We start from the raw sequence: 22,741 nt of genomic DNA, 5'->3' as shown, positions 1-22,741 counted from the left end.
GGGAAGCGAGCGCACCGATGGCACTGTCCGACCACCCCCGACACCCCCTTACCTTCGGGCCCAGCCCCGTCCACCCCCTGGAGCGGCTCAGCGCCCACCTGGGGGGACCCCGCATCTGGGCCAAGCGCGAGGACGTCAGCTCCGGGCTGGCCTTCGGCGGCAACAAGACCCGCAAGCTGGAGTACATCGTCCCCGACATCCTCGCCTCGGGCGCGGACACCCTCGTCTCCATCGGCGGCTACCAGTCCAACCACACCAGGCAGGTGGCGGCCGTCGCCGCGCACCTGGGGCTCAGGGCGGTCCTCGTGCAGGAGCGCTGGGTGGACTGGGAGGACCCGGGCAACGACCGGGTCGGCAACATCGAGCTCTCGCGCATCATGGGCGCCGACGTCCGGCTCGACGACGCCGGCTTCGACATCGGCATCCGCCCCAGCTGGGAGGCGGCGCTCGCGGACGTCGAGGCGGCGGGTGGCACGGCATACCCCATCCCGGCGGGTGCCTCCGAGCACCCCCTGGGCGGCCTCGGCTTCGCGAGCTGGGCGCACGAGGTGGTGGCCCAGGAGGCCGAGCTGGGGGTGTTCTTCGACACCGTCGTCGTCTGCACGGTGACCGGGTCCACGCACGCGGGGATGATCGCCGGGTTCGCCGAGATCGAGGACGCGGGCGGGCGCCCGCGCCGGATCATCGGCATCGACGCCTCGGCGACCCTGGACAAGACCCGGGACCAGGTGCGCCGCATCGCCGACCACACCGCCGGTCTGCTGGAGCTCGGGCGCGACCTGCGCGACGACGAGATCACGGTGCTGCCCGGGTGGGAGGGTCCGGCCTACGGCATCCCCGACGCGTCGACGGTCGAGGCGATCCGGACGGTCGGGCGGCTCGAGGGGGTCATCCTGGACCCGGTCTACGAGGGCAAGTCCATGGCCGGGCTCATCGACCTCGTCGGCGACGGCACCATCGGCCCCGACTCGACGGTGCTCTACGCCCACCTCGGCGGGCAGCTCGCGCTCAACGCCTACAGCGCGATCTTCGACTGATCCCCACGGAGGTAGTGCTCGACCACCTCGGCCATGAGCCGCGCCGACCCGGTGAGGAAGGCCGGGAAGTCCTGCGCGGCGCCGTGGTCCGCGGTGTCGGACAGCGCCCGCAGCACGGCGAACGGGAGACCGAGCGAGGTGGCGGCCTGGGCCACCGCCGCCCCCTCCATCTCGACGCAGACCGCGCCGAACTCGGCATGGACGTCCGCGGCCCGCGCCGCGGACGCGACGAACTGGTCACCCGAGGCGACGCGACCCTCGTGGAGCGTCCTGCCGTCACTGGCTGCCCGGGCGCCGGCGGCGGCCGTGAGGCGCCGGCTCATCGCCGGGTCGGCAGCCCAGGAGAGGGGCTCGCCGAGCAGCTGGCCGGGCGGCCGACCCAGCGGCGTCACGTCCACGTCGTGCTGGACCAGGTCGGTCGCCACGACGAGGTCACCCACCCGCTGGCCGGGCGCGACGCCACCCGCGACGCCGGTGAAGAGCAGGGAGGTGGCACCGGCGGAGTGCAGGACGGTGGTCGCCATCGCGGCGTTGACCTTGCCCACGCCGCACCGGGCCAGCAGCACCTCGACCCCGTGCAGGCGGCCCCGGTGGACGGTCAGACGACCCGCTCGCAGCGCGACCGGGTCCTCCAGCAGCCGCCGGTTGTCGGCGACCTCCGTCTCGATGGCCCCGAGGATGGCGAGCATGGCGCCGATCATCGCAGACCGGTCACGGTTAGCCTCGGGAGCATGACGAGCACACTCTTCACCGGCGGCACGGTCGTCGACGGCACCCTCTCCGAGCCCCGCGTCGCGGACGTCCACGTGGTCGACGGCCGCGTCACCGAGGTCGGGCCCGGTCTCGGCGTCGAGGCGGACACCGTGGTCGACTGCACCGGGCAGACCGTCCTGCCAGGGCTCTTCGACTGCCACGTGCACTTCATGTTCGAGCAGCCGAGCATCAGCCGCATCCTGCAGACGCCGTTCAGCCTGGCCTTCTTCCAGGCCGCCCAGCGCATGCGCACGACGCTCGCGACCGGCATCACCTGGGTGCGCGACGCTGGCGGTTCCGACCTCGGGGTCGCCGAGGCGGTGCGCCGCGGTGTCACGCCCGGCCCGCGGATGCAGATCGCGCTGACGATGATCAGCCAGACCGGCGGGCACGGCGACGGGTGGCAGCTGTGCGGCGCCCACGTCGACCTCATGCCCGAGCACCCGGGGTGCCCCTCGGGCGTCGTCGACGGCCCCGTCGAGATGCGTCGCAAGGTGCGGGAGCTGGTCCGCGGCGGCGCCGACGTCATCAAGGTCGCCACCAGCGGCGGCGTGCTGTCGCCGCGCAGCAACCCCCTGCACGGCCACCTGCGCGACGACGAGATCGCCGCCCTGGTGACCGAGGCCAGCGCCGCCGGCCTGCACGTCATGGCGCACGCGCAGGCGACCGACGGGATCAAGACCGCTATCCGCGGGGGGATCCGCTCCATCGAGCACGGGATCTACCTCGACGACGAGGCGATCGAGATGATGCTCGAGCGCGGCACCTGGCTCGTGCCGACCCTGCTGGCGCCGCGCGCCGTCCTCAGCCAGGCCGACGCGGGCGTCCCGCTGCCGGACGCCGTCGTCGCCAAGGCCCGCATGGTCTCCGAGGCGCACGACGAGTCCGTCCGCCGCGCCATCGCCGCCGGCGTCAAGGTGGCCATGGGCACCGACTCCGGGGTGGGCGTGCACGGCACCAACCTCGACGAGCTGGCGATCATGCGCGACCTGGGGATGAGCGAGCTGGGGGCGTGGCACGCCACCACCCAGGTCGCGGCCGAGCTGCTCGGCGTCGAGGAGGACCACGGCACCCTCGAACCGGGCAAGGTCGGCGACGTCGTCGTCCTCGACGGGGCGTGGGACGACCTGGCCGGCCTCGGGGAGCGGGTGTCGTCGGTGTGGCTGGCGGGGGAGCGGGCGCCGGTCTGATGGAGGTCCTGGACGCGGCCGCCGTCCGGGCGGGTCTGGACCCGGCCGCGCTGGTCGAGGCGTTGCGGGAGGTCTTCGCCGGAGCCGGACCGACCGTGCCGGAGCGCACGCTCGAGCCGCTCGGCGGGGATCCGGCCGCCACGCTGCTGCTCAAGCCGGCCTGGGGCCTGCAGGGGTGGCTCGGCGTCAAGGTCGCCACCCACCACCCGGCCAACGGCGACCGGGGTCTGCCCGCGATCCAGGCGACCTACCTGCTCCTCGAGGAGGCCACCGGCTCTCCGGTCGCCGTCCTGGACGGGACCGAGCTGACCCGGTGGCGCACCGCCGCGGCCAGCGCGCTCGCCGCCGACCACCTCGCACCCGAGCGGGTCGAGGAGCACCTCCTCGTCGGGGCCGGCAACGTCGCGGCCGCCGTGCCGCCCTGCTACGCCGCGGTCCGCGACGTCGGGATCACCCGGGTCTGGGCCCGCGACCGCGACCGCGCGGCCGCCCTCGTGGAGCAGCTGCACGCCCAGGGGTATGCCGCGTCCGTCGCCGACGACCTGCGGGCCGCCGTCCGCACCGCGGACGTCGTCACCACGGCCACCTCGGCGACGAGCCCGCTGGTGCTCGGGCGGGACGTGCGGCCCGGCACCCACGTCGACCTCGTGGGCTCCTTCCTGCCGACGATGACCGAGGCCGACGAGGAGCTCATGACGGCCGCCCGGGTGGTCGTCGACGTCGCCGAGGCGGCGCAGACCGCCGGCGAGCTGGTCGGGCCGCTGCAGCGCGGCACGCTGACCGAGCAGGACGTCGCCACCACCCTGGCCGACGTCGTCTCCGGCCGCGCGCCCGGCCGGACGTCACCGGAGCAGGTGACCGCCTTCGTGTCGGTCGGCACGGCGTCCGAAGACCTGACGGCCGCTGCGCTCGTCTGGCGCGCCACGCCCTCGTCCTGAGCGAGCGACCGCCCCGGCCGACGCGGCCGCGGAGCACAGGCCTAGGGTCACGAGATGACTCTTCATCACGTACGGCGCGGCAGCGGTAGCCCCCTGCTGCTGGTCCACGGTCTCGGCGCAGGCTCGCAGTCCTGGGCGCCCATCCTCGACCGGTTGGCCGCCGAGCGGGAGGTCATCGCCGTCGACCTGCCCGGGTTCGGGCAGTCCCCGCCCCTGGCCGGGGAGGTCTCCATCGCGACCCTGACCGATGCCGTCGCCGACTTCATCGACGAGCAGGGGCTGGGGTCCGTGTCCACCGCCGGCCAGTCCATGGGCGCGCGCATCGTGCTCGAGCTCGCGCGCCGCGGGCTCGGCGGCGACACGGTGGCCCTCGACCCGGGCGGCTTCTGGACCGATCGCGAGGTCGCCGTCTTCAGCGGCACGCTGCGCCCGTCCATCCGTCTCGTCGGGGTGCTCGAGGCGGCGCTGCCCGCCCTGGTGGGCAACCCGGTCTCCCGGTCGGCCCTGCTGGCGCAGTTCTCGGCCCGGCCCTGGGCGCTGTCGGCGCAGACCGTGCTGCCGGACCTGCGCGGGCTGGCGACGGCCCCCTCGACCGGCGCAGCCATGGACGCGCTGACCAAGGGGCCCAAGCAGGCGGGGGCCCCCGCCGGCACTCTGCCAGGCCGGGCCACCATCGGCTGGGGCCGCCGGGACCTGGTGACGCTGCCCCGGCAGGCGCAGCGCGCCGTGGCGGCGTTCCCGGACGCGCAGCTGCACTGGTTCGAGCGGTGCGGGCACTTCCCCCAGTGGGACGCCCCGGCGGAGGCGGCGCGGCTCATCCTCGACCGGACCAGCTGAGCAGCCCACCGCAGCCCCAGCTCACCGCAGCCTTAGCTCACCGCAGTCCACAGACGCCGCAGCCCACCGGATCCCCGCTCTTCACGCGCCCGCCCACCTCAGCCGCCGCCCACCTCGCCGCGGCCATCGCCCGGGGCTCGTAGGGCGGCAGCCCGTGCCCCTCAGCGCGAGGAGGCCTGCCGGAAGCGGTTGACCGCGAGCGGCACGAAGACCGCCAGCATGAGCAGCGACATGGCGACGGTGGTGAGGATCGGGTTTTGCATGGGGAAGGTGTCCGGGGTCGCTGCTGCCCCGGTGTTGCCGAAGAGCTCGCGCACCGCCTGGACCAGGGCCGAGATGGGGTTCCAGTTGGCGAACGCCTCCAGCACCGCGGGCAGCCTGTCGGTCTGCACGAAGGCGTTGGAGATGAAGGTGAGCGGGAAGAGGATCATGAACGAGGCGTTGTTGATGACCTCCGGGGTCCGGACCACGATCCCGAGCAGCGCCATGACCCAGCTGAAGGCATAGCTGAACAGCAGCAGGATCCCGACGCCGGCGAGGAAGCTGAGCCAGCCCTCGTGGAAGCGCCAGCCCACGACGGCACCGCTGATCATCATGATGACCACCGACACGGCGTTGAGCACGAGGTCGGCGTTGGTGCGGCCGAAGAGGACGGCCGAGTCGTGCATCGGCAGCGTCCGGAAGCGGTCGATCATGCCCTCCTTGAGGTCCTGCGCCATCTGGTAGCCGGAGAAGGTCGACCCGAAGAGCACGGTCTGGCCGAAGATCCCGGCCATGAGGTAGTCGGTGTAGTTGCCGCCCTCGATCTCGATGGAGCCGCCGTAGACCTGGGAGAACAGCAGGACGAACATGATCGGCTGCAGGACCGCGAAGAGCAGGATCTCGGGGTTGCGGCGGAACTTGATGAGGTTGCGCCACGTCACGGTGGCGACGTCACCGGCCCACAGCGAGAGCGCGCTCGCGGGGACGGGACCGGGGTTGCCGGCGGCCTCGGTCGACCGGGGCGGTGCGGTGTCGGTGCTCATGCGCTCTCCTCGAGCTCGCTCGCGGTGTCGTCGGCCTGCTCCCGGCCGGTGAGCCGGAGGAAGACGTCGTCCAGGGTGGGGCGCCGCATACCGGCGTCGTGCAGCCGGACGTCGGCGGAGGCGAGGTCGGCGAGGACGTGCTGCAGCGCCCCCGGGCCCTCGGTGACCGGCACCGACAGGGTGCGTCCACCGGTGTCCTGCTGGACGTCGTCGGTCCCGTGCCGCTGCAGGACCGCCCGGGCGGCGTCCGCGTCCGCCGAGTCCACGAGCGTGACGACCACCCGGTGCCCGCCGACCTGGGCCTTGAGCTCGTCGGCGGTGCCCTCGGCGATGACCGTGCCGTGGTCGATGACGCTGATGTCGTCGGCGAGGTAGTCGGCCTCCTCGAGGTACTGAGTCGTGAGCAGGACGGTGGTGCCCTGGGCCACGAGGTCCTTGATGACCTCCCACAGGCCGAGCCGGCTGCGCGGGTCGAGCCCGGTGGTGGGCTCGTCGAGGAAGAGGATCTGCGGGTTGTTGACCAGGGCGCAGGCCAGGTCGATGCGCCGCCGCATACCCCCGGAGAAGCCCTTGACCGGCCGGTCGCCCGCGCCGGTGAGGTCGAACTGCTCGAGCAGCTGCTTGGCGCGCTCCCGGGAGCGCGACCCGCCGAGATGGTAGAGGCGGCCCACCATCTCGAGGTTCTCCCGGCCGGTGAGGTGCTCGTCGACCGCGGCGTACTGACCGCTGGCGCCGATCACCCGGCGCACCCCCTCGGGGTCGTGCAGCACGTCGACCCCGGCGACGCTGGCCGTGCCGGAGTCGGGTCGGAGGAGGGTGTTGAGCACCTTGACGGTGGTGGTCTTGCCGGCCCCGTTGGGACCGAGCAGACCCTTGACGGTGCCCTCGGGGACGGTCAGTGACAGCCCGGCCAGGGCGTGCACGTCTCCGGAGCGCGAATGATAGGTCTTGCGCAGGTCGTGCGCCTCGATGATGGCCACGCGGAGATGCTACTGCGGTCCACCGACACACCCCACCCGTTGAGGTGAGGCCGCCGTCCGGGCGAGGGTCATCGGCTCTGCCCGGGCGGGCGGCACGGCGCAACCATGCGCGGCGCTCGGTGGGGGTGGGCGCAACCATTCGCGGCGTTCGGTGGGGGTGGGCGCAACCATTCGCGGCGTTCGGTGGGGGTGAGGGCAACCACTCGCGGCGCTCGGTGGGGGTGAGGGCAACCACTCGCGGCGCTCGGTGGTGGACTCCGCGACGGACCGCTCAGCGCGCCAGCCACTCCATCGCCGCGGCGACCATCGCCCGCACGCCGGTGTCCAGCATCGGCTGCAGCACCGGGGCGAAGTGCGGCGAGTGGTTGTCCGGGAAGTCGGCGCGCTCGCTCCCGCGCTCCTCGGCGGCGGCCCACGCCTGGGCGTCGAAGGCCCCGAACCCCCAGTAGCACCCGGGCACCCCCCACGCGGCCGGCAGCTCGCCGAAGTCCTCCGAGCCCATCTCGGGGGTGAAGTCGCGCACCTGTCCCTCGCCCAGCTCGGCGACCAGGGCGGCGCGCACCCGCTCGGTGGCCCCCGGGTCGTTGTCGGTGACCGGCAGGTGGTCGTAGGTCTCGAAACCCGGCTCCGGCGCGCCCCAGGCCAGCGCCTCGGCGCGGGCGGTGCGCTCGATGACCTCCAGGCAGTGCGCCGCCACCGCGCCGTCGTAGGTGCGCACCGTCCCCTCGAGCACGGCGTGCGCCGGGATGATGTTGGTCTTGGTGCCCGCGGCGATCCGGCCGACGCTCACCACGGCCGTCGCCTGCGGCGACACCTGCCGGGACACCACCGTCTGCAGCCTCATCACCAGCGAGGCGGCCATGACGACCGGGTCGATCGCGGTGTGCGGCGCCGAGCCGTGGCCGCCCTTGCCGTGCAGGGTGATCCGGAAGTCGTCGCAGCTGGCCATGATCGGCCCCGGTGCGACCTGCACCGACCCGGCGGGCCCGGGCAGCACGTGCTGACCGAGCGCGACGTCCGGCCGCGGCAGCAGGTCCACCAGACCGTCGGCGACCATCGCCTCGGCACCGTTGAACTGCTCCTCGGCCGGCTGGAAGACCGCGACGACGGTCCCTGCCCAGTGCTCCCGACCCTCGAGCAGCAGGCGCAGGGACGCCAGCAGCGTCGCCACGTGGGTGTCGTGGCCGCAGGCGTGCATGACCGGCACCTGCTCACCCGCGTCGTTGGTGACGCGCACCGTCGAGGCATAGTCCAGCCCGGTGTCCTCGGCGACCGGGAGGGCGTCCATGTCGGCGCGCAGCAGCACGGTCGGACCCTCGCCGTTGCGGGCGACCACCGCCACCCCGGTGCCGCCGACCCCGGTGTGCACCTCCAGCTCGTCGCCGCCGGGCATGCCCGTCACCTCCTGCACGACCCGGGCGGCCGTCGCGTGCTCGGCCATGGACAGCTCGGGGTGGGCGTGCAGGTGGCGGTAGACGTCCTCCAGCCAGGGTCGGATGCTCGGCAGCGGCTGCAGGACGGCGGCGGTCGCGGTGCTCATGGGGCGAGGGTATGCCGTGGGCCGGCGTGGCAGGGTACGTCCCATGACGTCGCCCGCCCGCAGGGTCATCCACACCGGCCAGGCCATGGTCGACCTCGTGCTCGAGGTCGGCACGCTGCCCGAGCGCGGCGGCAACGTCATGGCCGACAGCGCCACCAGGTATGCCGGTGGTGCCGTCACCATCGTCGTCGCCGCCGCGCGCTCCGGCGGTCAGGCCGTGCTCGCCGGCGCGGTCGGGACCGGGCCGAACGGCGACCTCGTGCGGGACGTGCTCGCCGCCGAGGGGGTCGAGGCCAGCGCGCCGCCGGTGGCCGACCTCGACACGGGGGAGTGCGTCGTGCTCGTCGAGCCCAGCGCCGAGCGGACCTTCGTCACGACCCGGGCGGCCGAGCGCCGCATCACGCGCGACTCGCTCGCCACGAGCGGTCCCGCGGACGGTGACCTCGTCTGCGTGTCCGGCTACACGCTGCTGCCGCCCACCCGCGACCCACTGCTGGGCTGGCTCGAGGACCTGCCCCGGGGCGTGCAGGTCGTGCTGGACCCCGGGGCGCCCTTCACCACCTTCGAGCCGGCCGTCGTGGAGCGGGTGCTCGCCCGGACGACGGTGTGGACCTCCAACGCGGCCGAGGCGCGCGACCTCACGGGCGGGCCCGCGACGGGGCCCGACCGGTCCGGGGCCGCCGAGGGAGACGACGACGGGGCCGACCTCGTGGCGCTCGCCGAGGACGTCGCCGCCCGGCTGGCACCCGGGGCGGTCGTCGTCGTCCGGGACGGGCCCCGGGGCTGCGTCGTCCGGGCCGAGCAGACCTCGACCCTCGTCCCCGGCTTCCCGCAGACCCCGGTGGACACCAACGGCGCGGGTGACACGCATACCGGCGTGCTGTGCGCCGGGGCCGCGGACGGTATGCCGTGGGTCGAGGCAGCCCGGCGGGCCAACGCCGCCGCGGCGGTCAAGGTCACCCGGCGCGGCCCCGCGACCGCGCCCACCGCGGCCGAGGTCGACGCCTTCCTCGCGGCGCGCGACCGGGAGCTCGTGGCAGGCGGCTGACCCCCGCCGCTCACGGGCCGTCCACCCCCTCCTCCCACGGGGTGCCGAACCGCCCGCGGTGCGCCACCTCCGCCACCGGCCGTCGACCGCGGCGCAGCGAGGGCGAGCGGCGGTCGCGGTCCGGGGCGGCATACCCCATCGCCACCACCCCCACGACGCGGCGGTCCGCCGGGGCCCCGAGCGCCGTCAGCGTCTGCGTCACCCGCTCCGCGGGCACCCCGAAGAAGAGCCCACCGAGCCCCTCGTCCACCGCGGTGAGCAGCATGAGCAGGGCCGCCATCCCGGTGTCGACGTCCCAGTAGGGGACCGGCCAGCGGGCCTCGTCCCGGTCCGTGCGGCCCTTGTCCGGCTCGGCGTAGCGCTCGAGGTAGGCCTGCCGGTCGGACAGGCAGACGACGAGGCACGGGGCGCTCATCACCCCGCGCAGCCACGGGTCCATCCGCTCCCGGGCGGCCGGGTCGGTCGCCGCCGACCAGAACCGCCCGCGCTCCTCCTCCGAGGAGAGCACGACGAAGTCCCAGCCCTGGGAGAAGCCGGCGCTGGGGGCGCGGGTCGCGTGCTCCAGCGCGCGGGTGACCACGCGCTGGGGTACCGGACGGTCGGGGTCGTAGGCCCGGACCATCCGCCGCCGTCGCACCACGTCGCCGAGCTCCATCCCTCGATCGTGGCACGGACCGCCGACAGGTCCGGGCCCGGTGCCGCCGCCGATGGGATAGTGGAGCCATGAGCGAGGCCGAGGAGCTGCCCCCGGGCTATCCGCACGAGTGGGAGGCCGACGTCGTCCTGTCCGACGGCCGGGTGGCCCACGTCCGGCCGATCCGGCCGGACGACACCGAGGCCATCCACCGCTTCCACGAGGCGCAGTCCGAGCAGTCCATCTACCTGCGCTTCTTCGCGCCGATCAAGCGGCTCTCCGACAAGGACGTGCACCGGTTCACCCACGTCGACTACGCCGACCGGGTGGCGCTCGTCATGTACGTGCGCGACGACCTGGTGGGCATCGGCCGGTTCGACCGGCTCACCCCCGGTGGCCCGGTGGCCGAGGTCGCCTTCAACGTCTCCGACCACCACCAGGGCCGCGGGATCGGCTCGGTCCTGCTCGAGCACCTCGCCGACATCGGCCGCGAGGGCGGCGTGACCCGGTTCGTCGCCGACGTCCTGCCGCAGAACCGCAAGATGATCGGCGTCTTCCGGGACGCCGGCTTCGAGGTCTCCCACGAGTTCGACGACGGCGTCATCGCCGTGTCCTTCGACATCGAGCCCACCGAGGCGTCCCGGGCCGTCCGCACCTCCCGCGAGCACCGCTCCGAGGTCCGCTCCATGCGGGCGGTGCTGCACCCCGAGTCGGTCGCGGTGGTGGGGGTCAGCCGCAGGCCCTCGACCATCGGGCGCGCCTTCTTCGACGACATCGTCGCCGGGGGCTTCACCGGCCGCGTCTACCCGGTCAACAACGCCGCCGACCCCGGCACCCTCATCAACGGCCACCCCGCCGTCGCGTCGGTCCGCGACATCGAGGGCGGGGTCGACCTGGCCGTGGTCGCGGTGGTCGCCGACGAGGTCCTCGGCATCGTCGACGAGTGCGCCGACGCCGGGGTCAAGGCGCTCGTCGTGGCCTCCGAGGGCTTCGCCGAGACCGGCACCGAGGGTCGGGCCCTGCAGCACGAGCTGCTGGTCCGGGCCCGGCACTACGGCATGCGGGTGCTCGGGCCGACCAGCTTCGGGCTCATCAACAACGACCCGCAGACCCGGCTCAACGCCTCCATCGCCTCCGCGGAGCACCTGCCCGAGTTCGGCAGCCTGGGGCTGTTCAGCCAGTCCGGCGGCCTCGGCATCGCGCTGCTCGCCTCCGCCCGGCGCCGGGGGCTGGGCATCTCGACCTTCGCCTCGGCCGGCAACCGGGTGGACATCTCGGGCAACGACCTCATGCAGTACTGGACCGAGGACGAGAACACCACCGTCGTCGGGCTCTACCTCGAGACCATGGGCAACCCCCGCAAGTTCACCCGGATCGCCCGCAAGCTCGCGCTCAGCAAGCCGGTCATCGTGGTGAAGTCGGGCACCGGCCAACACGCCATCCCGCAGGGGCACCGGGTGCGGCTCACCCACGAGCGTCCCGAGACCTTCGGCCAGATGCTGCGCCAGTCCGGGGTCATCCGGGTCGACAACGCCCATCAGCTCTTCGACGTCGCCCAGCTGCTCGTCTCCCAGCCGCTGCCGCGGGGGGACCGGGTGGCGGTCGTCACCAACAACAACGCGCTCGGGTCGCTGGCGGCGGACGCCGTGACCGCCCGGGGGCTGCGGGTCGTCCACGGGCCGGTGACGGTCTCGGCGGAGGCGCTGACCGAGGAGTTCCGGGAGGTCGTCGAGCACGCGCTCGCGCAGGAGGACGTCGACGCCCTCGTCGCCTGCTTCATCCCCCCGGTCGCCGACATCGACCCCGAGGTGGTGGACGCCGTGGGTGCGGCGGTGGCGGGGCACGAGAAGCCCTGCGTCGCGACCTTCCTCGGTATGCGTGGTGTCACCCCCGGCGCGGGCGTTCCGTCCTACCCCATGCCGGAGGACGCCGTGCGCGCCCTCGCGGCGGCGGTGCGCTACGCCCAGTGGCGCCGCCGGGACCAGGGGGAGCGGGTGCGGCTGGACGGGCTGGACCGCACCCGGGCGGCTGCGGTGGTCGAGGCCGCCCTGGCCCGGGAGCCCCGCGGGGCCGACCTCACCCGGGAGCAGGTGGAGGAGGTGCTCGGCGCCTACGGCATCGAGGTCTGGCCGGTCGTCCCCGTGCACTCCGACGCGGAGGCGGTCAAGGCCTACCAGAAGCTGCGCGGCAGCGTCGTGCTCAAGGCGACCTCGCCGCTCCTGCAGCACCAGCCCGGGCGGGGCTGGGTGCGCACGGGACTGCGCCACCCCAAGGCGGTCGGCGCGGCCTACCGCGACCTCGAGGCGCTCATCGACCCGCTCGGGGCGGACGGGATCGCGCTGCAGCGGATGGCGCCGGACGGCGTGCCGGTCGAGGTCAACTCGGTCGAGGACCCGCTCTTCGGGCCCGTGGTCGGCTTCGGGGTGGCCGGGCTGCCGATCGACCTGCTGGGTGACGAGGCGCACCGCTTCCCGCCGTTGACCGACGTCGACATCGCCGAGCTCACGACCTCCATCAAGGCGGCCCCGCTGCTCGACGGCTACCGCGGCGCCATGCCGGTCAACCAGCGCGCGCTGCACGACCTCGTCGCCCGCGTCTCGATGCTCGCCGACGACCACCCCGAGCTCGCCCACGTGCGGCTCAACCCGGTCATGGCCCACCAGGACGGCATCGAGGTGCTCGGCGCCAGCATCCGGGTCGCGCCCGCACCGACCCGGGCCGACGCCGAGCGGCGGACGCTGCTCGCCGACGTCTGAGACGATGGGCCCATGGTCCGTCGTGTGAGGTCGCCGCTGCCCGATTCGCTCGTCGCCGACATCGACGCGGCGGGATACCTCCCCGCCGTGGTGCACGACGTCGTCGTCACGGCCGTGGGCAAGGACCACGTCGTCACCCACCTCGTGCACGACGAGACGACCTTCGACGAGATGGCGGTCCGCAACCACCTCACGGTCCTCGTGCTGACCGAGCGCCGCCTCGTCATCGCGCACGCCGACGACCACGAGGGCCCGGAGGGGCAGCGGATGGCCACCGCCACCAGCGAGACGGTGCCGCTGCGCTCGGTGCGCGGCGTCATGCTCACGCACACCCTCCCCGACCCGGAGCACTACGACGGCAGCCTCGCCGGCCGGGGCATCACCCTCACCCTGGGCTGGGGCGCCGTCGCCCGCCTCGACCTGCTGCCGGCGGTCTGCGAGGACCCGCAGTGCGAGGGGGACCACGGCTACGAGGGCACCGTCTCCAGCGACGACCTCTCGCTGCGCATCGCCGCCGAGACACACGGCGTCGAGCGGCTCGAGCAGGCACTGATCTTCTCCAGCGAGCTCTCCGGCCGCCTGGGCCGATGAGCGCGGCCGAGGGCCCCGCCGACGACGCGGTCGCCGCCGCGGCCGCGGCATACCGGCCACCCGCACCCGGCACCGGGCTGGCCTCCGTGCTGCCGGCCGCGCTGCACGCCCTGGGGGTGCGCGACCTGCCCGACGGCGTGGAGCCGGCCGGCTGGGCGCTGCCCGAGACCCGGCGCGTCGTCGTCGTGCTCGCCGACGGGCTCGGGTCCCACCAGCTGCGGCGCGGGAGCGGGCACGCGCGCACGCTGAGCGGTCTGCCGACCCCCGACCTGCCCGGGCCGGCGGAGTTCGCCTGCGGCTTCCCGTCGACGACGGCCACCAGCCTGACCTCGCTCGGCACCGGCCGCGCGCCGGGCGGGCACGGCATCGTCGGGTGGCAGACCAACCACCGTGGCCGGCTCTTCAACCACCTGGCGTGGAAGGACGGGCCCGACCCGCACGAGTACCAGCCCTCACCCACCCTGCTGCAGCACGCCGGCCGCCGGGACGTGTCGATGAGCACCGTCTCCCAGCCCGCCTACGCGAGCTCCGGGCTGACGCGCGCGGCGCTGCGTGGAGGTGCCTTCCTCGGGGCCGAGGACCACGCCGGCCGGACGGAGGGCGTCCTGCACGCGATGCTCCAGGCGGGCCGGCGCGGCAGGGCCCTGGTATATGCCTACTGGGACGAGATCGACAAGGCCGGTCACGTCCACGGCCCGGACTCCCTGGAGTGGGGCGAGGCGGTCGAGACCTTCGACGCCTGGGTCGCGGACCTGCTCGGCCGGCTCCCGGCGGACACCGTCGTGGTCGTCACCGCCGACCACGGCATGGTCGAGGCGCCCCACGAGCACCGCCGCGACCTGGCGCTGGAGCCCGAGCTGGCCGACGGGGTGGAGCTGCTGGCCGGTGAGCCGCGGGCGCCGCAGGCCTGGTGCCGCCCGGGTGCGGTCGACGAGGTCGTGGCCACGTGGCGGGAGGAGCTGGGGGAGTCGGCCCTGGTCCTCACGCGGGAGGAGGCGATCGCGGCGGGATGGTTCGGCACGGTCCGGGAGGGCTACGACACCCGCATCGGCGAGGTGGTCGCGGCCATGCTCGGGCCGGCCACGATGCTGGACTCCCGCGCGCTGCGCCCCGAGGTCCTGCGGCTGCGCGGCCACCACGGCTCCATCACGCCGGCGGAGACCGGCATCCCCCTGCTCGTCGCCACGACCTGAGCACGCCGGCCGCCGCGGCCACCGGCATACCTCTGCTCGTCGCCACGACCTGAGCACGCCGGCGGGCGCGGCCACCGGCATACCTCTGCTCGTCGGGGCCGTCTCGCGGGCACCGGAAGGGAGCAGCCGCGGCGTTCCGTAGACTGCCGGGGTGGCCGAGCTCGTCTTCTTCACCGGAACGATGGACTGCGGCAAGTCGACCCTGGCGCTGCAGATGGACCACACGCACCACCAGCGGGGCCGCGGCGGGCTGCTCTTCACCCAGCACGACCGGTCGGGGGCGGCGGTGCTCTCCTCACGGCTCGGGCTGACGAAGGATGCGCTGGAGGTCAACGACGACCTGGACTTCTGGGAGCTCGTCGTCCAGCAGCGCACCAACGGGCGGGCCGTCGACTACCTCGTCTGCGACGAGGCCCAGTTCTACCGTCCCGTGCAGATCGAGCAGCTGGCGCGGCTGGTCGACGAGATGGGCATCGACGTGTATGCCTTCGGCATCACCGCGGACTTCCGCACCGAGCTGTTCCCGGGCTCCCGCCGGCTCATCGAGCTGGCCGACCGCACCGAGCAGCTGCAGGTGCGCGCGCTGTGCTGGTGCGGCAAGCCGGCGACCGTCAACGCGCGGGTCGTCGACGGGCACATGGTGGTCGAGGGCGAGCAGGTGGTCGTCGGCGACGTCGGCGGGGGAGAGGACGGGGCGGTGGCCAGCGTCGTCGAGTACGAGGTGCTCTGCCGGCGCCACTACATGCGCCGCATGAACTCCGCGGCAGCGCGCTCGGCCTCGCTGTCCCCCGAGCTGCTGCCCTTCGACCTCGACCTGTGCCCGCTTCCGGTGAACGAGGCGGCCCGGCCGCCGTCCTGACCGTGGTTGTGTGGCCGGGGCGGTGATTCCCCAGTCGGGGGTATGCGGGTGGCTGGGTGACCGTGGTTGTGCGGCCGGGGCGGTGTTTCCCCGGTCGGGGTCAGCTGCGGGGCGGGCGGGAGCCGAACATGATGTCGTCCCAGCTCGGCACGCTCGTGCGGCCCTTGCGGCCGGACGTCTTCTGCGGCTGCTCCTCCGTGGCCGCGGACGGGGTGTCGCCGTCCGTCCCGTCGGCCTGGGAGGCGTCTGTCTCGGCCGAGGTGTCAGGCTCTGCGGCATCTGACTCGGCCGCGGTGTCCGTGTCGTCCGCCGTGTCGGCATCGGTGGCGTCGGCCTCGCGCATGGGGTCGGACCCATCGGAGCGGTCGGCTTCGTCAGAGGGGTCCGATTCCGGTGGGCCGGGCGCCTCGGTGTCGCCCTCGGGTGAGCCAGGCTCCTCGGTGTCGCCCTCGGGTGAGCCGGGCTCCTCGGTGACGGGCTCGGGGGCCAGGGCGTCCTCGGACCGTGCGGGCGCCGCGTCGTCCTCGTCATCCGCCTCCTGGAGGTCGACGTCCTCGGTGCTGACGTCCTCGACGACCGGTGCCTCGGCCGGCGCCGCGGGCCGCGTGTAGGTGGGCCCGGCGTCGTCCTCCTCGTCCTCCATCCCGAAGAACTCGTCGAAGGTGACCTCGCGCGGGTCGTGCCGGGTCCGGGCATAGGTGACCTCGGGCTCGTGCTGCTGCTCCTCCTGCTGCTCGGCGCTCAACGAGGGCAGCCGCAGCCGCCGGCGCCGTCGACCGGGAGAACGTCCGACCGCCCGCTGCGCTTCCTCCGGCGACACCGGCTCCGGCGCCACCTCGGGCTCGGTCGGTGCCGCAGCGGCCGCAGGCTCGTGCGTCTCCTCGGTCGCCCCCTCCGCACCGACGTCCAGGAGCACCTCGTCCTGCGCGTCCGCGTCCTGCGCGTCCTCGGGCGCACCGTCCAGGAGCAGCTCGTCCTCGTCCGGCCCGACGGGCGCCGCGGCCTCGGGCGCCGACCCGCGGGGGTGCGCGGCCGGGGGGTCGCCCATGGTGTCCGGGTCGTAGGGGAGGTCCTCCAGCGGCAGCACCTCGTCGGGCATCTCCTGCTGACCGGGCACGTGGCTCGGGTCCTCCGCGGTCTGCCGGGACGCTCCCCGCCGCCCCTTGGCCCGCCGCTGGCGGCGCTCGCGCATCGTCGCCATGAGGTCGGCGGCCGCCTCGTCCTCGCCGTGGTGGCCCGCGAGGAGGGGGTGACCGGCCAGCCCACCGGGCAGCGACTGCTCGTCCTCACTCAGCCAGCGGGCCTCGTCGTCCAGCGCCTCGACCCAGCGCGAGCGCACGTCGTAGTGCCAGGCGCCCCGACGCTCGCGACCCCCCGCCATGAAGGCGACGATGACGGTCCACGGCTCGTGCGCCTCGCCCCGTGCGGCGTCCCAGCTGACGGCGGTGAGGTCCACGCCGCGGCTCTGCAGGCGCTCGCGCACCCGGCGCTCCAGGGTATGCGACCCGTCGGTGCGGCCGCTGGCCCGCACGGGGGCGCGCTGGGCCAGGCCCACCACGTGCTCGCGCTCGGCCACGACCGGACCCTCGAAGCGGCGCACCCGCTCCAGCTCCCACCCGGTGGAGGCGGCGACGTCCTCGGCCGGCTGGCCGGCGCGGATCATCGCCTGGACGTCGCGCGGGGTGACCGAGCGGGACGCGCCGGAGCCCTCCGGCTGCCGCGGGCGCGGACGCAGGGCGGCGCGCAGGCGGTCGTCGACCCGGACGGCATACTGCCTCCCGTCGTCGTCGGTGAGGACCAGACGACCACCCTCGTCGAGCTCGACGAACTGGAGCTGCTGCATGGTCGACCACTCTGCCACCCCGCCAGGACCGCACGAGGGAGGGCACGCCGCGCGGGATACCCTGGGCAGGTCATGATCGCCGCCTCCGCCGATGTGCGTCTCGCCCTCGACCTCGTCGGCATCTTCGTGTTCGCGCTGTCCGGCGGGCTGGTGGCCGTGCGCGCCCGCCTCGACCTCTTCGGCGTCGCGGTCCTCGCGTGGGTGAGTGGCCTGGGCGGCGGCATCATCCGCGACGTCTTCCTCGGCGACGTGCCGCCGGACGGCATCAGCAACCCCTGGTACGTCGTCACCGTCCTCGCGGCCGGACTGGTCGTCTTCGCCTTCCACGGCGCCTTCGTCGACCTCTCCCGCCACCGCCCCAAGCTGCGGCTGCACCGCATCAGCCAGTCGGTGAAGTACCTCGACGCCGTCGGCCTGGCCACTTTCGCCGTCGCCGGCGCGCTCAAGGCCGTCATGCTCGGCGCACCCCCGCTCGCGGCGGTCTTCGTCGGCGGCATCACCGCCGTCGGCGGCGGCATGATCCGCGACGTCCTCGTCGGCCAGGTGCCCGAGGTCCTGCGCCGCGACCTGTATGCCGTGCCCGCCCTGCTCGGTGCCGCCGTGGTCGTGGTGGCGGCCGAGCTCGGCGGGTTGTCCTACCTCGTCATCTGGGCCACGGTGCTGCTGGTGCTCGGCATCCGCGTGGCCGCGATCGTCTTCGACCTGCAGGCCCCGACCCCTGTCCCCTCCCGAGGAGAAGCCGCATGAGCAACCCGCTCGCCGACCCCACCGACCCCACCGACCCGGCCGCCGCGCCGCCCCCCGGCACCGCCGACGCCGGCCCGGACCAGGACGCCACCGACGAGGTCGTGGCCGAGCTCGAGGAGACGCTGGAGGAGACCGAGGAGCACGACCTCTTCCCCTACCAGGCCATCGTCCTCACCTCCTTCGGCGGACCCGAGGCCCCCGAGGAGGTCATGCCCTTCCTGCGCCGGGTGACCGGAGGCCGCGGCATCCCCGACGAGCGGCTGGAGGAGGTGGCCGAGCACTACCTGCACTTCGGCGGCCGCAGCCCTATCAACGACCAGAACCGCGCCCTCATCGAGGCGATCCGCGCCGAGCTGGCCCGACGCGAGCTGACGATCCCCGTGCTCTTCGGCAACCGCAACTCACGGCCGTTCCTGGCCGACGCCTTCCGGGAGGCCCACGCCGAGGGCATGACGCGGCTGCTGTCGGTGACGACCAGCGCCTACTCGTGCTACTCCTCGTGCCGGCAGTACCGCGAGGACATCGCGAGCGCCCAGATCGAGCTGCGCGAGGAGGGCAAGGAGGTGCACGTCGACAAGATCCGGCAGTACTGGAACCACCCGGGCTTCTCCCGGGCCAACGCCCGGATCGTCGGCGAGGCCGCCCGGCAGCGCTACGAGGCCACCGGCGTCGTGCCGCACCTCGTCTTCGTCACGCACTCGCTGCCGAACTCCATGGACGACACGTCCGGCCCCGGGGACGACGAGGGCAACCTCTACTCCCGCCAGCACCTCGAGCTGTCCGCCGCCATCGCCGCGGAGACCGCCGCCACCCTCGGCACCGAGGTCGAGCACGACCTCACCTACTGCTCGCGCTCCGGCCCGCCCAGCCAGCCCTGGCTCGAGCCGGACGTCAACGACCATCTCCGGGTCCTCAAGGAACGCGGCGTCGAGAGCGTCGTCCTGGCACCGATCGGCTTCGTCTCCGACCACATGGAGGTCGTCTTCGACCTCGACACCGAGGCGGCCGAGACCGCCGAGGAGCTGGGGATGGACCTGCTGCGGGTGCCCACGGTCGGCACCGACACCGAGTTCGTCATGGGGCTGGTCGACCTCGCCCTGGAGCGCGCCGCGCAGGCGCGCGGCGAGGACGTCGCCACCCCGACGTGGCCCGGTGGCGAGGTGCGCCCCGCCATCTGCCGGCCGGGCTGCTGCCCCAACCTCAGGGTCGCCAAGCCCGCCGCCTGCGGGAGCGACTGATGGCGGCGGCCCCGGACGCGTCGGCGGTCGACGCGGACGCCCGGGCAGCCCTGGAGGACCTCGCGGTGACCCTGGTCGGCGAGGTCGGTGCGCTCATCCGGGACGAGCGGCCGGACGGGCTCGGGGTGGCGCACACCAAGAGCACCGACCTCGACGTCGTCACCGAGATGGACACCCGCGCCGAGGCGCTGCTGCGCGAGCGGCTGGCGCAGGCGCGCCCCGACGACGGCATCCTCGGCGAGGAGGACGGGATGACCGGGGGCACGTCCGGGCTCAGCTGGGTCGTCGACCCCATCGACGGCACCGTCAACTACCTCTACGACCTGCCCGCGTATGCCGTGTCCGTCGCCGTGGTCGTGGGCGACCCCACCACGCCCGGGGCCTGGGCGCCGGTCGCCGGGGCGGTCGTCAACCCGCGCACCGACGAGGTCTTCCACGCCCACCTCGGCGGGGGCGCACGGCTCACCTCGCGCGGCCGCACCCGGTCGCTCGCGGTCGCCGCGCAGCCGACGCTGGACGGCGCGCTGCTGGCGACCGGCTTCTCCTACGACCGGCAGGTGCGCCGCAGGCAGTCGGCCGTGGTCGCCGACCTGCTCCCGCGGGTGCGGGACATCCGCCGCATGGGCGCGGCCGCGCTCGACCTGTGCCACGTGGCGGCCGGGCGGGTGGACGGCTACTTCGAGCGCGGCACCCACCCCTGGGACGTCGCTGCCGGCCTGGTCATCCTCGGCGAGGCGGGCGGCATCGCCTCCGGCGCCGACCCGGGCAGCCCGGCGTCCACCGACCTCGTGGTCGCCGCCAACCCCGTGCTGCACCCGCTCCTGCGGGCCGAGATCGCCCGTCTGACCAGCGCCGACCCGCGCTGAGGGCATACCCGTTGACGGGCGCGCGCGCCGATAGGGCAGAATCCGCGCGACACGTGCGAGCGCGGCACGGCCTCGGGCACAAAATCGTAGGCCTCGGCGTTCACGCACGACGAGAGAGACTTCAGAGGTGAAAGAGGCGAGATGGCGACTGATTACGACGCCCCACGCAAGAACGACGACGAGCTCAACGAGGACTCGCTCGAGGAGCTGAAGGCCCGGCGCAACGACAAGTCCTCGGGCAGCGTCGACGTCGACGAGACCGAGCAGGCCGAGGGCTTCGAGCTCCCGGGGGCGGACCTGTCCAACGAGGAGCTGTCGGTGCACGTGCTGCCCCGGCAGCAGGACGAGTTCACCTGCTCCCGGTGCTTCCTGGTGCACCACCGCAGCCAGCTGGCCAAGGAGGTCGGGGGGCTGCCGGTCTGCACCGAGTGCGCGGCCTGAGGCCCGTGCGCCCGCCATGGTCGGTGCGGGACCGGACCGGGGACTACCCTCGGTGACGATGCAGCCCGAGCCCCAGACCGTCGCCGTCGCCCTGCGGCGCCTGGACCCCGACCTCCCCGTCCCGGTCCAGGCCCGCCCCGGCGACGCCGGCGTCGACCTGCACCTCCGGGAGGACGTGCGGGTCGACCCGGGTGAGCGGGTCCTCGTGGGCACCGGTGTGGCCGTCGCGGTCCCGGAGGGGTATGCCGCGTTCGTGCACCCCCGCTCCGGGCTGGCCGCGCGGCACGGCCTGACCATCGTCAACGCCCCGGGGACGGTGGACTCCGGCTACCGCGGGGAGATCCTCGTCAACCTGCTCAACACCGACCGTCAGGAGCCGGTGCACCTGCGCCGGGGAGACCGCGTCGCCCAGCTCGTGGTCCAGCAGGTCGCCCGGCCCGTGTTCACGGTGGTCGACGACCTCGCGGACTCCCCGCGCGGTGCCGGCGGGCACGGGCACACCGGCACCTCCACCACCCTCCCGGCCACGGCCGGGCCGACCCAGAAGGACTGAGCCACCAGTGGCACTCTTTGGCCGACGCAAGACCAACCGCCTCAGCGACGAGGAGCTGCTCGACCTCGAGGACGGCGACGAGGTCGTCGTGCGGCCCGAGCCGGCCGAGGGCGAGCCCGGGGTGGACCGCGACTGGGTCCGGCACGAGGACGGCCCCTACGACATCACCGAGTGGCGCGAGCTGGACGGCCGCATCGACCTGGGGGCGCTGCGCATCCCGTCCGTCAAGGGCATGCAGATGCGTTTGGACATCGAGCAGGGCTCGGGCCGGGTCATCGGCGCCACCCTGGGCTTCGGCGCCTCGCAGGCGCAGGTCCAGGTGTTCGCCGCGCCGCGCACCGAGGGCATCTGGGACGAGCTGCGCGCCGAGATCGCCCGGGGTCTGGTCGACTCCGGCGGGGCGGCCGAGACCGTCGAGGGACGCATGGGCAAGGAGCTGCGGGCCCGCATGCCCGGGCGCGCCCCGGACGGCCGCGTCGCCTACCAGCCCGCCCGCTTCCTCGGGATCGACGGTCCCCGATGGTTCCTGCGCGTCGTCGTCGGGGGGCCCGCGGCCTCGGACGACAACCAGGCCCGCGGCATCCTCGCCTTCGTGCGCCGGATCGTCGTCGACCGCGGCGACGAGCCCCGTCCGCCGCGTGAGGTCCTGACGCTGACACCCCCGAAGGGCTTCGCCGAGGCGGTCGCCAAGGAGGCCGAGGCCCGCCGTGAGCAGCAGGCCCAGGCCCGCCGTGCCGCAGCGGCCGACGCCCTGCACAAGGCGCCCACCGCCGGAGGGTCCACGGACGCGACCTCGGTCGCCGGCGTGGGCCTGGGCGGGGGAGCAGCGGCCACCGACGCCGCCGAGCCGCCCCGCCACCGGGCGCCGGAGCCGGCCCCCACGGACGCGCCGCAGGCCCCCCGCAACCCCGACTTCACCTGATGGCCCCGCCCACCGCGCCCGAGGGCCCCCAGCGCCGCCCGGCACCGGAGACCGCGGCGGGGGCCACCCTCGAGGAGACCGTCGAGCAGGTCATCCGCCGCCGGATCGGGGAGGCCCTCGGCGGGTGGTACGGCTCGCTGGAGACGGCGCTGCCGACGGTGGCCTTCGTCACGACCTGGCTCATCACCGACGCCGTGCGGCCGGCGGTGGTCGCCGCGGCCGCCCTGCTCGTCGTGCTCACGGTGATCCGGGGCTTCGCCGGCGGGTCGTGGCGCTTCCTCGGCTCGGCGATCTTCGCGACCGCCATCGCCGCCTTCTTCGCGCTCCGCTCCGGCGAGGCGCAGGACGCCTTCCTGCCCGGGATTCTCGCCAGCGCCCTCTACGGTGTCGGGGCCCTGCTGAGCATCGTGCTGCGCTGGCCGCTGGTCGGCTTCCTCGTGGCCGTGGGCGACCCGCAGTTCGCCGAGCGTCCGGGAGCCTGGCGCCGCGACCCCGGGCTGGTGGCCGTGTGCGCCCGGCTCACGTGGGTCCTCGTGGCGCTGTTCGCGGTGCGCGTGGCGGTCATGCTCCCGCTCTACCTCGCCGGCGAGGTGGCGTGGCTGGGCATCAGCAAGATCGTGCTCAGCTGGCCGGCCTACCTGCTGGCCGTGGTCGTCATGGGGTGGATCCTCGCGACCGGTCGCACCGCCGCGCAGCCGCAGGACGAGGCGAGCGGGACCGCGGCGATCGACCCGGGCCAGGGTCGCTAGG

22 protein-coding genes are annotated in these 22,741 nt (G+C 74.3%); 16 read left to right on the top strand and 6 right to left on the bottom strand.

The window, feature by feature from the left end; all coding sequences use genetic code 11:
- Positions 1-17 precede the first annotated feature (17 nt).
- Positions 18-1,037: a 1-aminocyclopropane-1-carboxylate deaminase gene (locus AVL62_RS09210; RefSeq protein WP_058891353.1), complete on the top strand. Its 1,020-nt coding sequence runs from the start codon at positions 18-20 to the stop codon at positions 1,035-1,037.
- Here AVL62_RS09210 and AVL62_RS09205 read toward each other — a convergent pair.
- A complete protein-coding gene (locus AVL62_RS09205; protein WP_062946262.1) occupies positions 1,016-1,726 on the bottom strand; it encodes a 5'-methylthioadenosine/adenosylhomocysteine nucleosidase in 711 nt (236 codons plus the stop codon). The two genes, AVL62_RS09210 and AVL62_RS09205, sit on opposite strands and share 22 nt — an antisense overlap.
- 42 nt (positions 1,727-1,768) lie before the next feature.
- On the opposite strand from AVL62_RS09205, the gene AVL62_RS09200 reads away from it, so the two are divergent.
- From AVL62_RS09200 to AVL62_RS09190, 3 genes are read left to right on the top strand one after another with little or no spacing between them, the layout of a single operon-like run.
- A complete protein-coding gene (locus AVL62_RS09200; RefSeq protein WP_058891351.1) occupies positions 1,769-2,980 on the top strand; it encodes a metal-dependent hydrolase family protein in 1,212 nt (403 codons plus the stop codon).
- Complete coding sequence (locus AVL62_RS09195; protein WP_153011735.1) at positions 2,980-3,918, top strand: ornithine cyclodeaminase family protein; 939 nt, start codon at positions 2,980-2,982, stop codon at positions 3,916-3,918. Before AVL62_RS09200 ends, AVL62_RS09195 begins: the two co-directional genes overlap by 1 nt.
- 54 nt (positions 3,919-3,972) lie before the next feature.
- Positions 3,973-4,755 (top strand): alpha/beta fold hydrolase, encoded by a 783-nt coding sequence (locus tag AVL62_RS09190; protein WP_058891349.1) that lies wholly within the window; start codon positions 3,973-3,975, stop codon positions 4,753-4,755.
- A 161-nt stretch (positions 4,756-4,916) separates the two neighbouring features.
- Here AVL62_RS09190 and AVL62_RS09185 read toward each other — a convergent pair whose 3' ends face one another.
- The 3 genes from AVL62_RS09185 to AVL62_RS09175 form a co-directional block, all read right to left on the bottom strand.
- Complete coding sequence (locus AVL62_RS09185; RefSeq protein ID WP_083518835.1) at positions 4,917-5,780, bottom strand: ABC transporter permease; 864 nt, start codon at positions 5,778-5,780, stop codon at positions 4,917-4,919.
- Complete coding sequence (locus AVL62_RS09180) at positions 5,777-6,760, bottom strand: ATP-binding cassette domain-containing protein (protein WP_058891348.1); 984 nt, start codon at positions 6,758-6,760, stop codon at positions 5,777-5,779. The genes AVL62_RS09185 and AVL62_RS09180 overlap by 4 nt, the downstream gene beginning before the upstream one ends.
- A 271-nt stretch (positions 6,761-7,031) precedes the next feature.
- The gene (locus AVL62_RS09175; protein WP_058891776.1) at positions 7,032-8,300 is read right to left on the bottom strand and encodes an amidohydrolase; all 1,269 of its coding nucleotides are present in this window, start codon (positions 8,298-8,300) and stop codon (positions 7,032-7,034) included.
- Positions 8,301-8,343: 43 nt separating this feature from the next.
- Between AVL62_RS09175 and AVL62_RS09170 the strand changes: the two genes are divergently transcribed.
- Complete coding sequence (locus AVL62_RS09170; RefSeq protein WP_058891347.1) at positions 8,344-9,348, top strand: PfkB family carbohydrate kinase; 1,005 nt, start codon at positions 8,344-8,346, stop codon at positions 9,346-9,348.
- A 10-nt stretch (positions 9,349-9,358) separates the two neighbouring features.
- Here the strand turns inward: AVL62_RS09170 and AVL62_RS09165 are convergent, their stop codons facing one another.
- Positions 9,359-10,003, bottom strand: a complete 645-nt coding sequence (locus AVL62_RS09165) for a nitroreductase family protein (protein ID WP_058891346.1) — start codon at positions 10,001-10,003, stop codon at positions 9,359-9,361.
- 68 nt (positions 10,004-10,071) lie between these two features.
- On the opposite strand from AVL62_RS09165, the gene AVL62_RS09160 reads away from it, so the two are divergent.
- The 4 genes from AVL62_RS09160 (at position 10,072) to AVL62_RS09145 (ending at position 15,381) form a co-directional block, all read left to right on the top strand.
- The gene (locus AVL62_RS09160) at positions 10,072-12,738 is read left to right on the top strand and encodes a GNAT family N-acetyltransferase (RefSeq protein WP_058891345.1); all 2,667 of its coding nucleotides are present in this window, start codon (positions 10,072-10,074) and stop codon (positions 12,736-12,738) included.
- A gap of 12 nt (positions 12,739-12,750) precedes the next feature.
- The gene (locus AVL62_RS09155; protein WP_058891344.1) at positions 12,751-13,329 is read left to right on the top strand and encodes a DUF5998 family protein; all 579 of its coding nucleotides are present in this window, start codon (positions 12,751-12,753) and stop codon (positions 13,327-13,329) included.
- Positions 13,326-14,522 (top strand): alkaline phosphatase family protein, encoded by a 1,197-nt coding sequence (locus tag AVL62_RS09150; RefSeq protein ID WP_058891343.1) that lies wholly within the window; start codon positions 13,326-13,328, stop codon positions 14,520-14,522. The genes AVL62_RS09155 and AVL62_RS09150 overlap by 4 nt, the downstream gene beginning before the upstream one ends.
- Before the next feature lie 151 nt (positions 14,523-14,673).
- A complete protein-coding gene (locus AVL62_RS09145; RefSeq protein WP_058891342.1) occupies positions 14,674-15,381 on the top strand; it encodes a thymidine kinase in 708 nt (235 codons plus the stop codon).
- A 100-nt stretch (positions 15,382-15,481) separates the two neighbouring features.
- Here AVL62_RS09145 and sepH read toward each other — a convergent pair whose 3' ends face one another.
- Positions 15,482-17,224 (bottom strand): septation protein SepH, encoded by a 1,743-nt coding sequence (sepH, locus tag AVL62_RS09140; RefSeq protein WP_058891341.1) that lies wholly within the window; start codon positions 17,222-17,224, stop codon positions 15,482-15,484.
- Between the two features lie 72 nt (positions 17,225-17,296).
- Here sepH and AVL62_RS09135 point away from each other — a divergent pair, with 72 nt between their 5' ends.
- The 7 genes from AVL62_RS09135 (at position 17,297) to AVL62_RS09105 (ending at position 22,740) form a co-directional block, all read left to right on the top strand.
- The gene (locus tag AVL62_RS09135) at positions 17,297-17,971 is read left to right on the top strand and encodes a trimeric intracellular cation channel family protein (protein ID WP_058891340.1); all 675 of its coding nucleotides are present in this window, start codon (positions 17,297-17,299) and stop codon (positions 17,969-17,971) included.
- Positions 17,968-19,209, top strand: a complete 1,242-nt coding sequence (locus AVL62_RS09130) for a ferrochelatase (protein ID WP_083518834.1) — start codon at positions 17,968-17,970, stop codon at positions 19,207-19,209. The genes AVL62_RS09135 and AVL62_RS09130 overlap by 4 nt, the downstream gene beginning before the upstream one ends.
- Positions 19,209-20,075 carry an inositol monophosphatase family protein gene (locus tag AVL62_RS09125; protein ID WP_058891339.1) on the top strand — a complete coding sequence of 289 codons (867 nt, stop codon included), beginning with the start codon at positions 19,209-19,211 and terminating at the stop codon, positions 20,073-20,075. The genes AVL62_RS09130 and AVL62_RS09125 overlap by 1 nt, the downstream gene beginning before the upstream one ends.
- Positions 20,076-20,216: 141 nt before the next feature.
- Positions 20,217-20,516, top strand: a complete 300-nt coding sequence (locus AVL62_RS09120) for a DUF4193 domain-containing protein (protein ID WP_058891338.1) — start codon at positions 20,217-20,219, stop codon at positions 20,514-20,516.
- Positions 20,517-20,574: 58 nt separating this feature from the next.
- On the top strand, positions 20,575-21,069 hold the full coding sequence (gene dut / locus AVL62_RS09115) for a dUTP diphosphatase (protein WP_058891774.1): 495 nt from the start codon (positions 20,575-20,577) through the stop codon (positions 21,067-21,069).
- A 7-nt stretch (positions 21,070-21,076) separates the two neighbouring features.
- Entirely contained in the window at positions 21,077-21,991 is a 915-nt protein-coding gene (locus AVL62_RS09110; RefSeq protein WP_058891337.1) for a DUF3710 domain-containing protein, read from the top strand.
- A complete protein-coding gene (locus AVL62_RS09105) occupies positions 21,991-22,740 on the top strand; it encodes a DUF3159 domain-containing protein (RefSeq protein WP_058891336.1) in 750 nt (249 codons plus the stop codon). Before AVL62_RS09110 ends, AVL62_RS09105 begins: the two co-directional genes overlap by 1 nt.
- The last annotated feature ends 1 nt before the right edge of the window (position 22,741 follow it).

It is taken from the genome of Serinicoccus chungangensis (assembly GCF_001483745.1).
Lineage (GTDB): Bacteria > Actinomycetota > Actinomycetes > Actinomycetales > Dermatophilaceae > Ornithinicoccus > Ornithinicoccus chungangensis_A.
The sequence above is the reverse complement of the archived record's forward strand: the minus strand, read 5'-3'. Positions and strand labels throughout refer to the sequence as shown.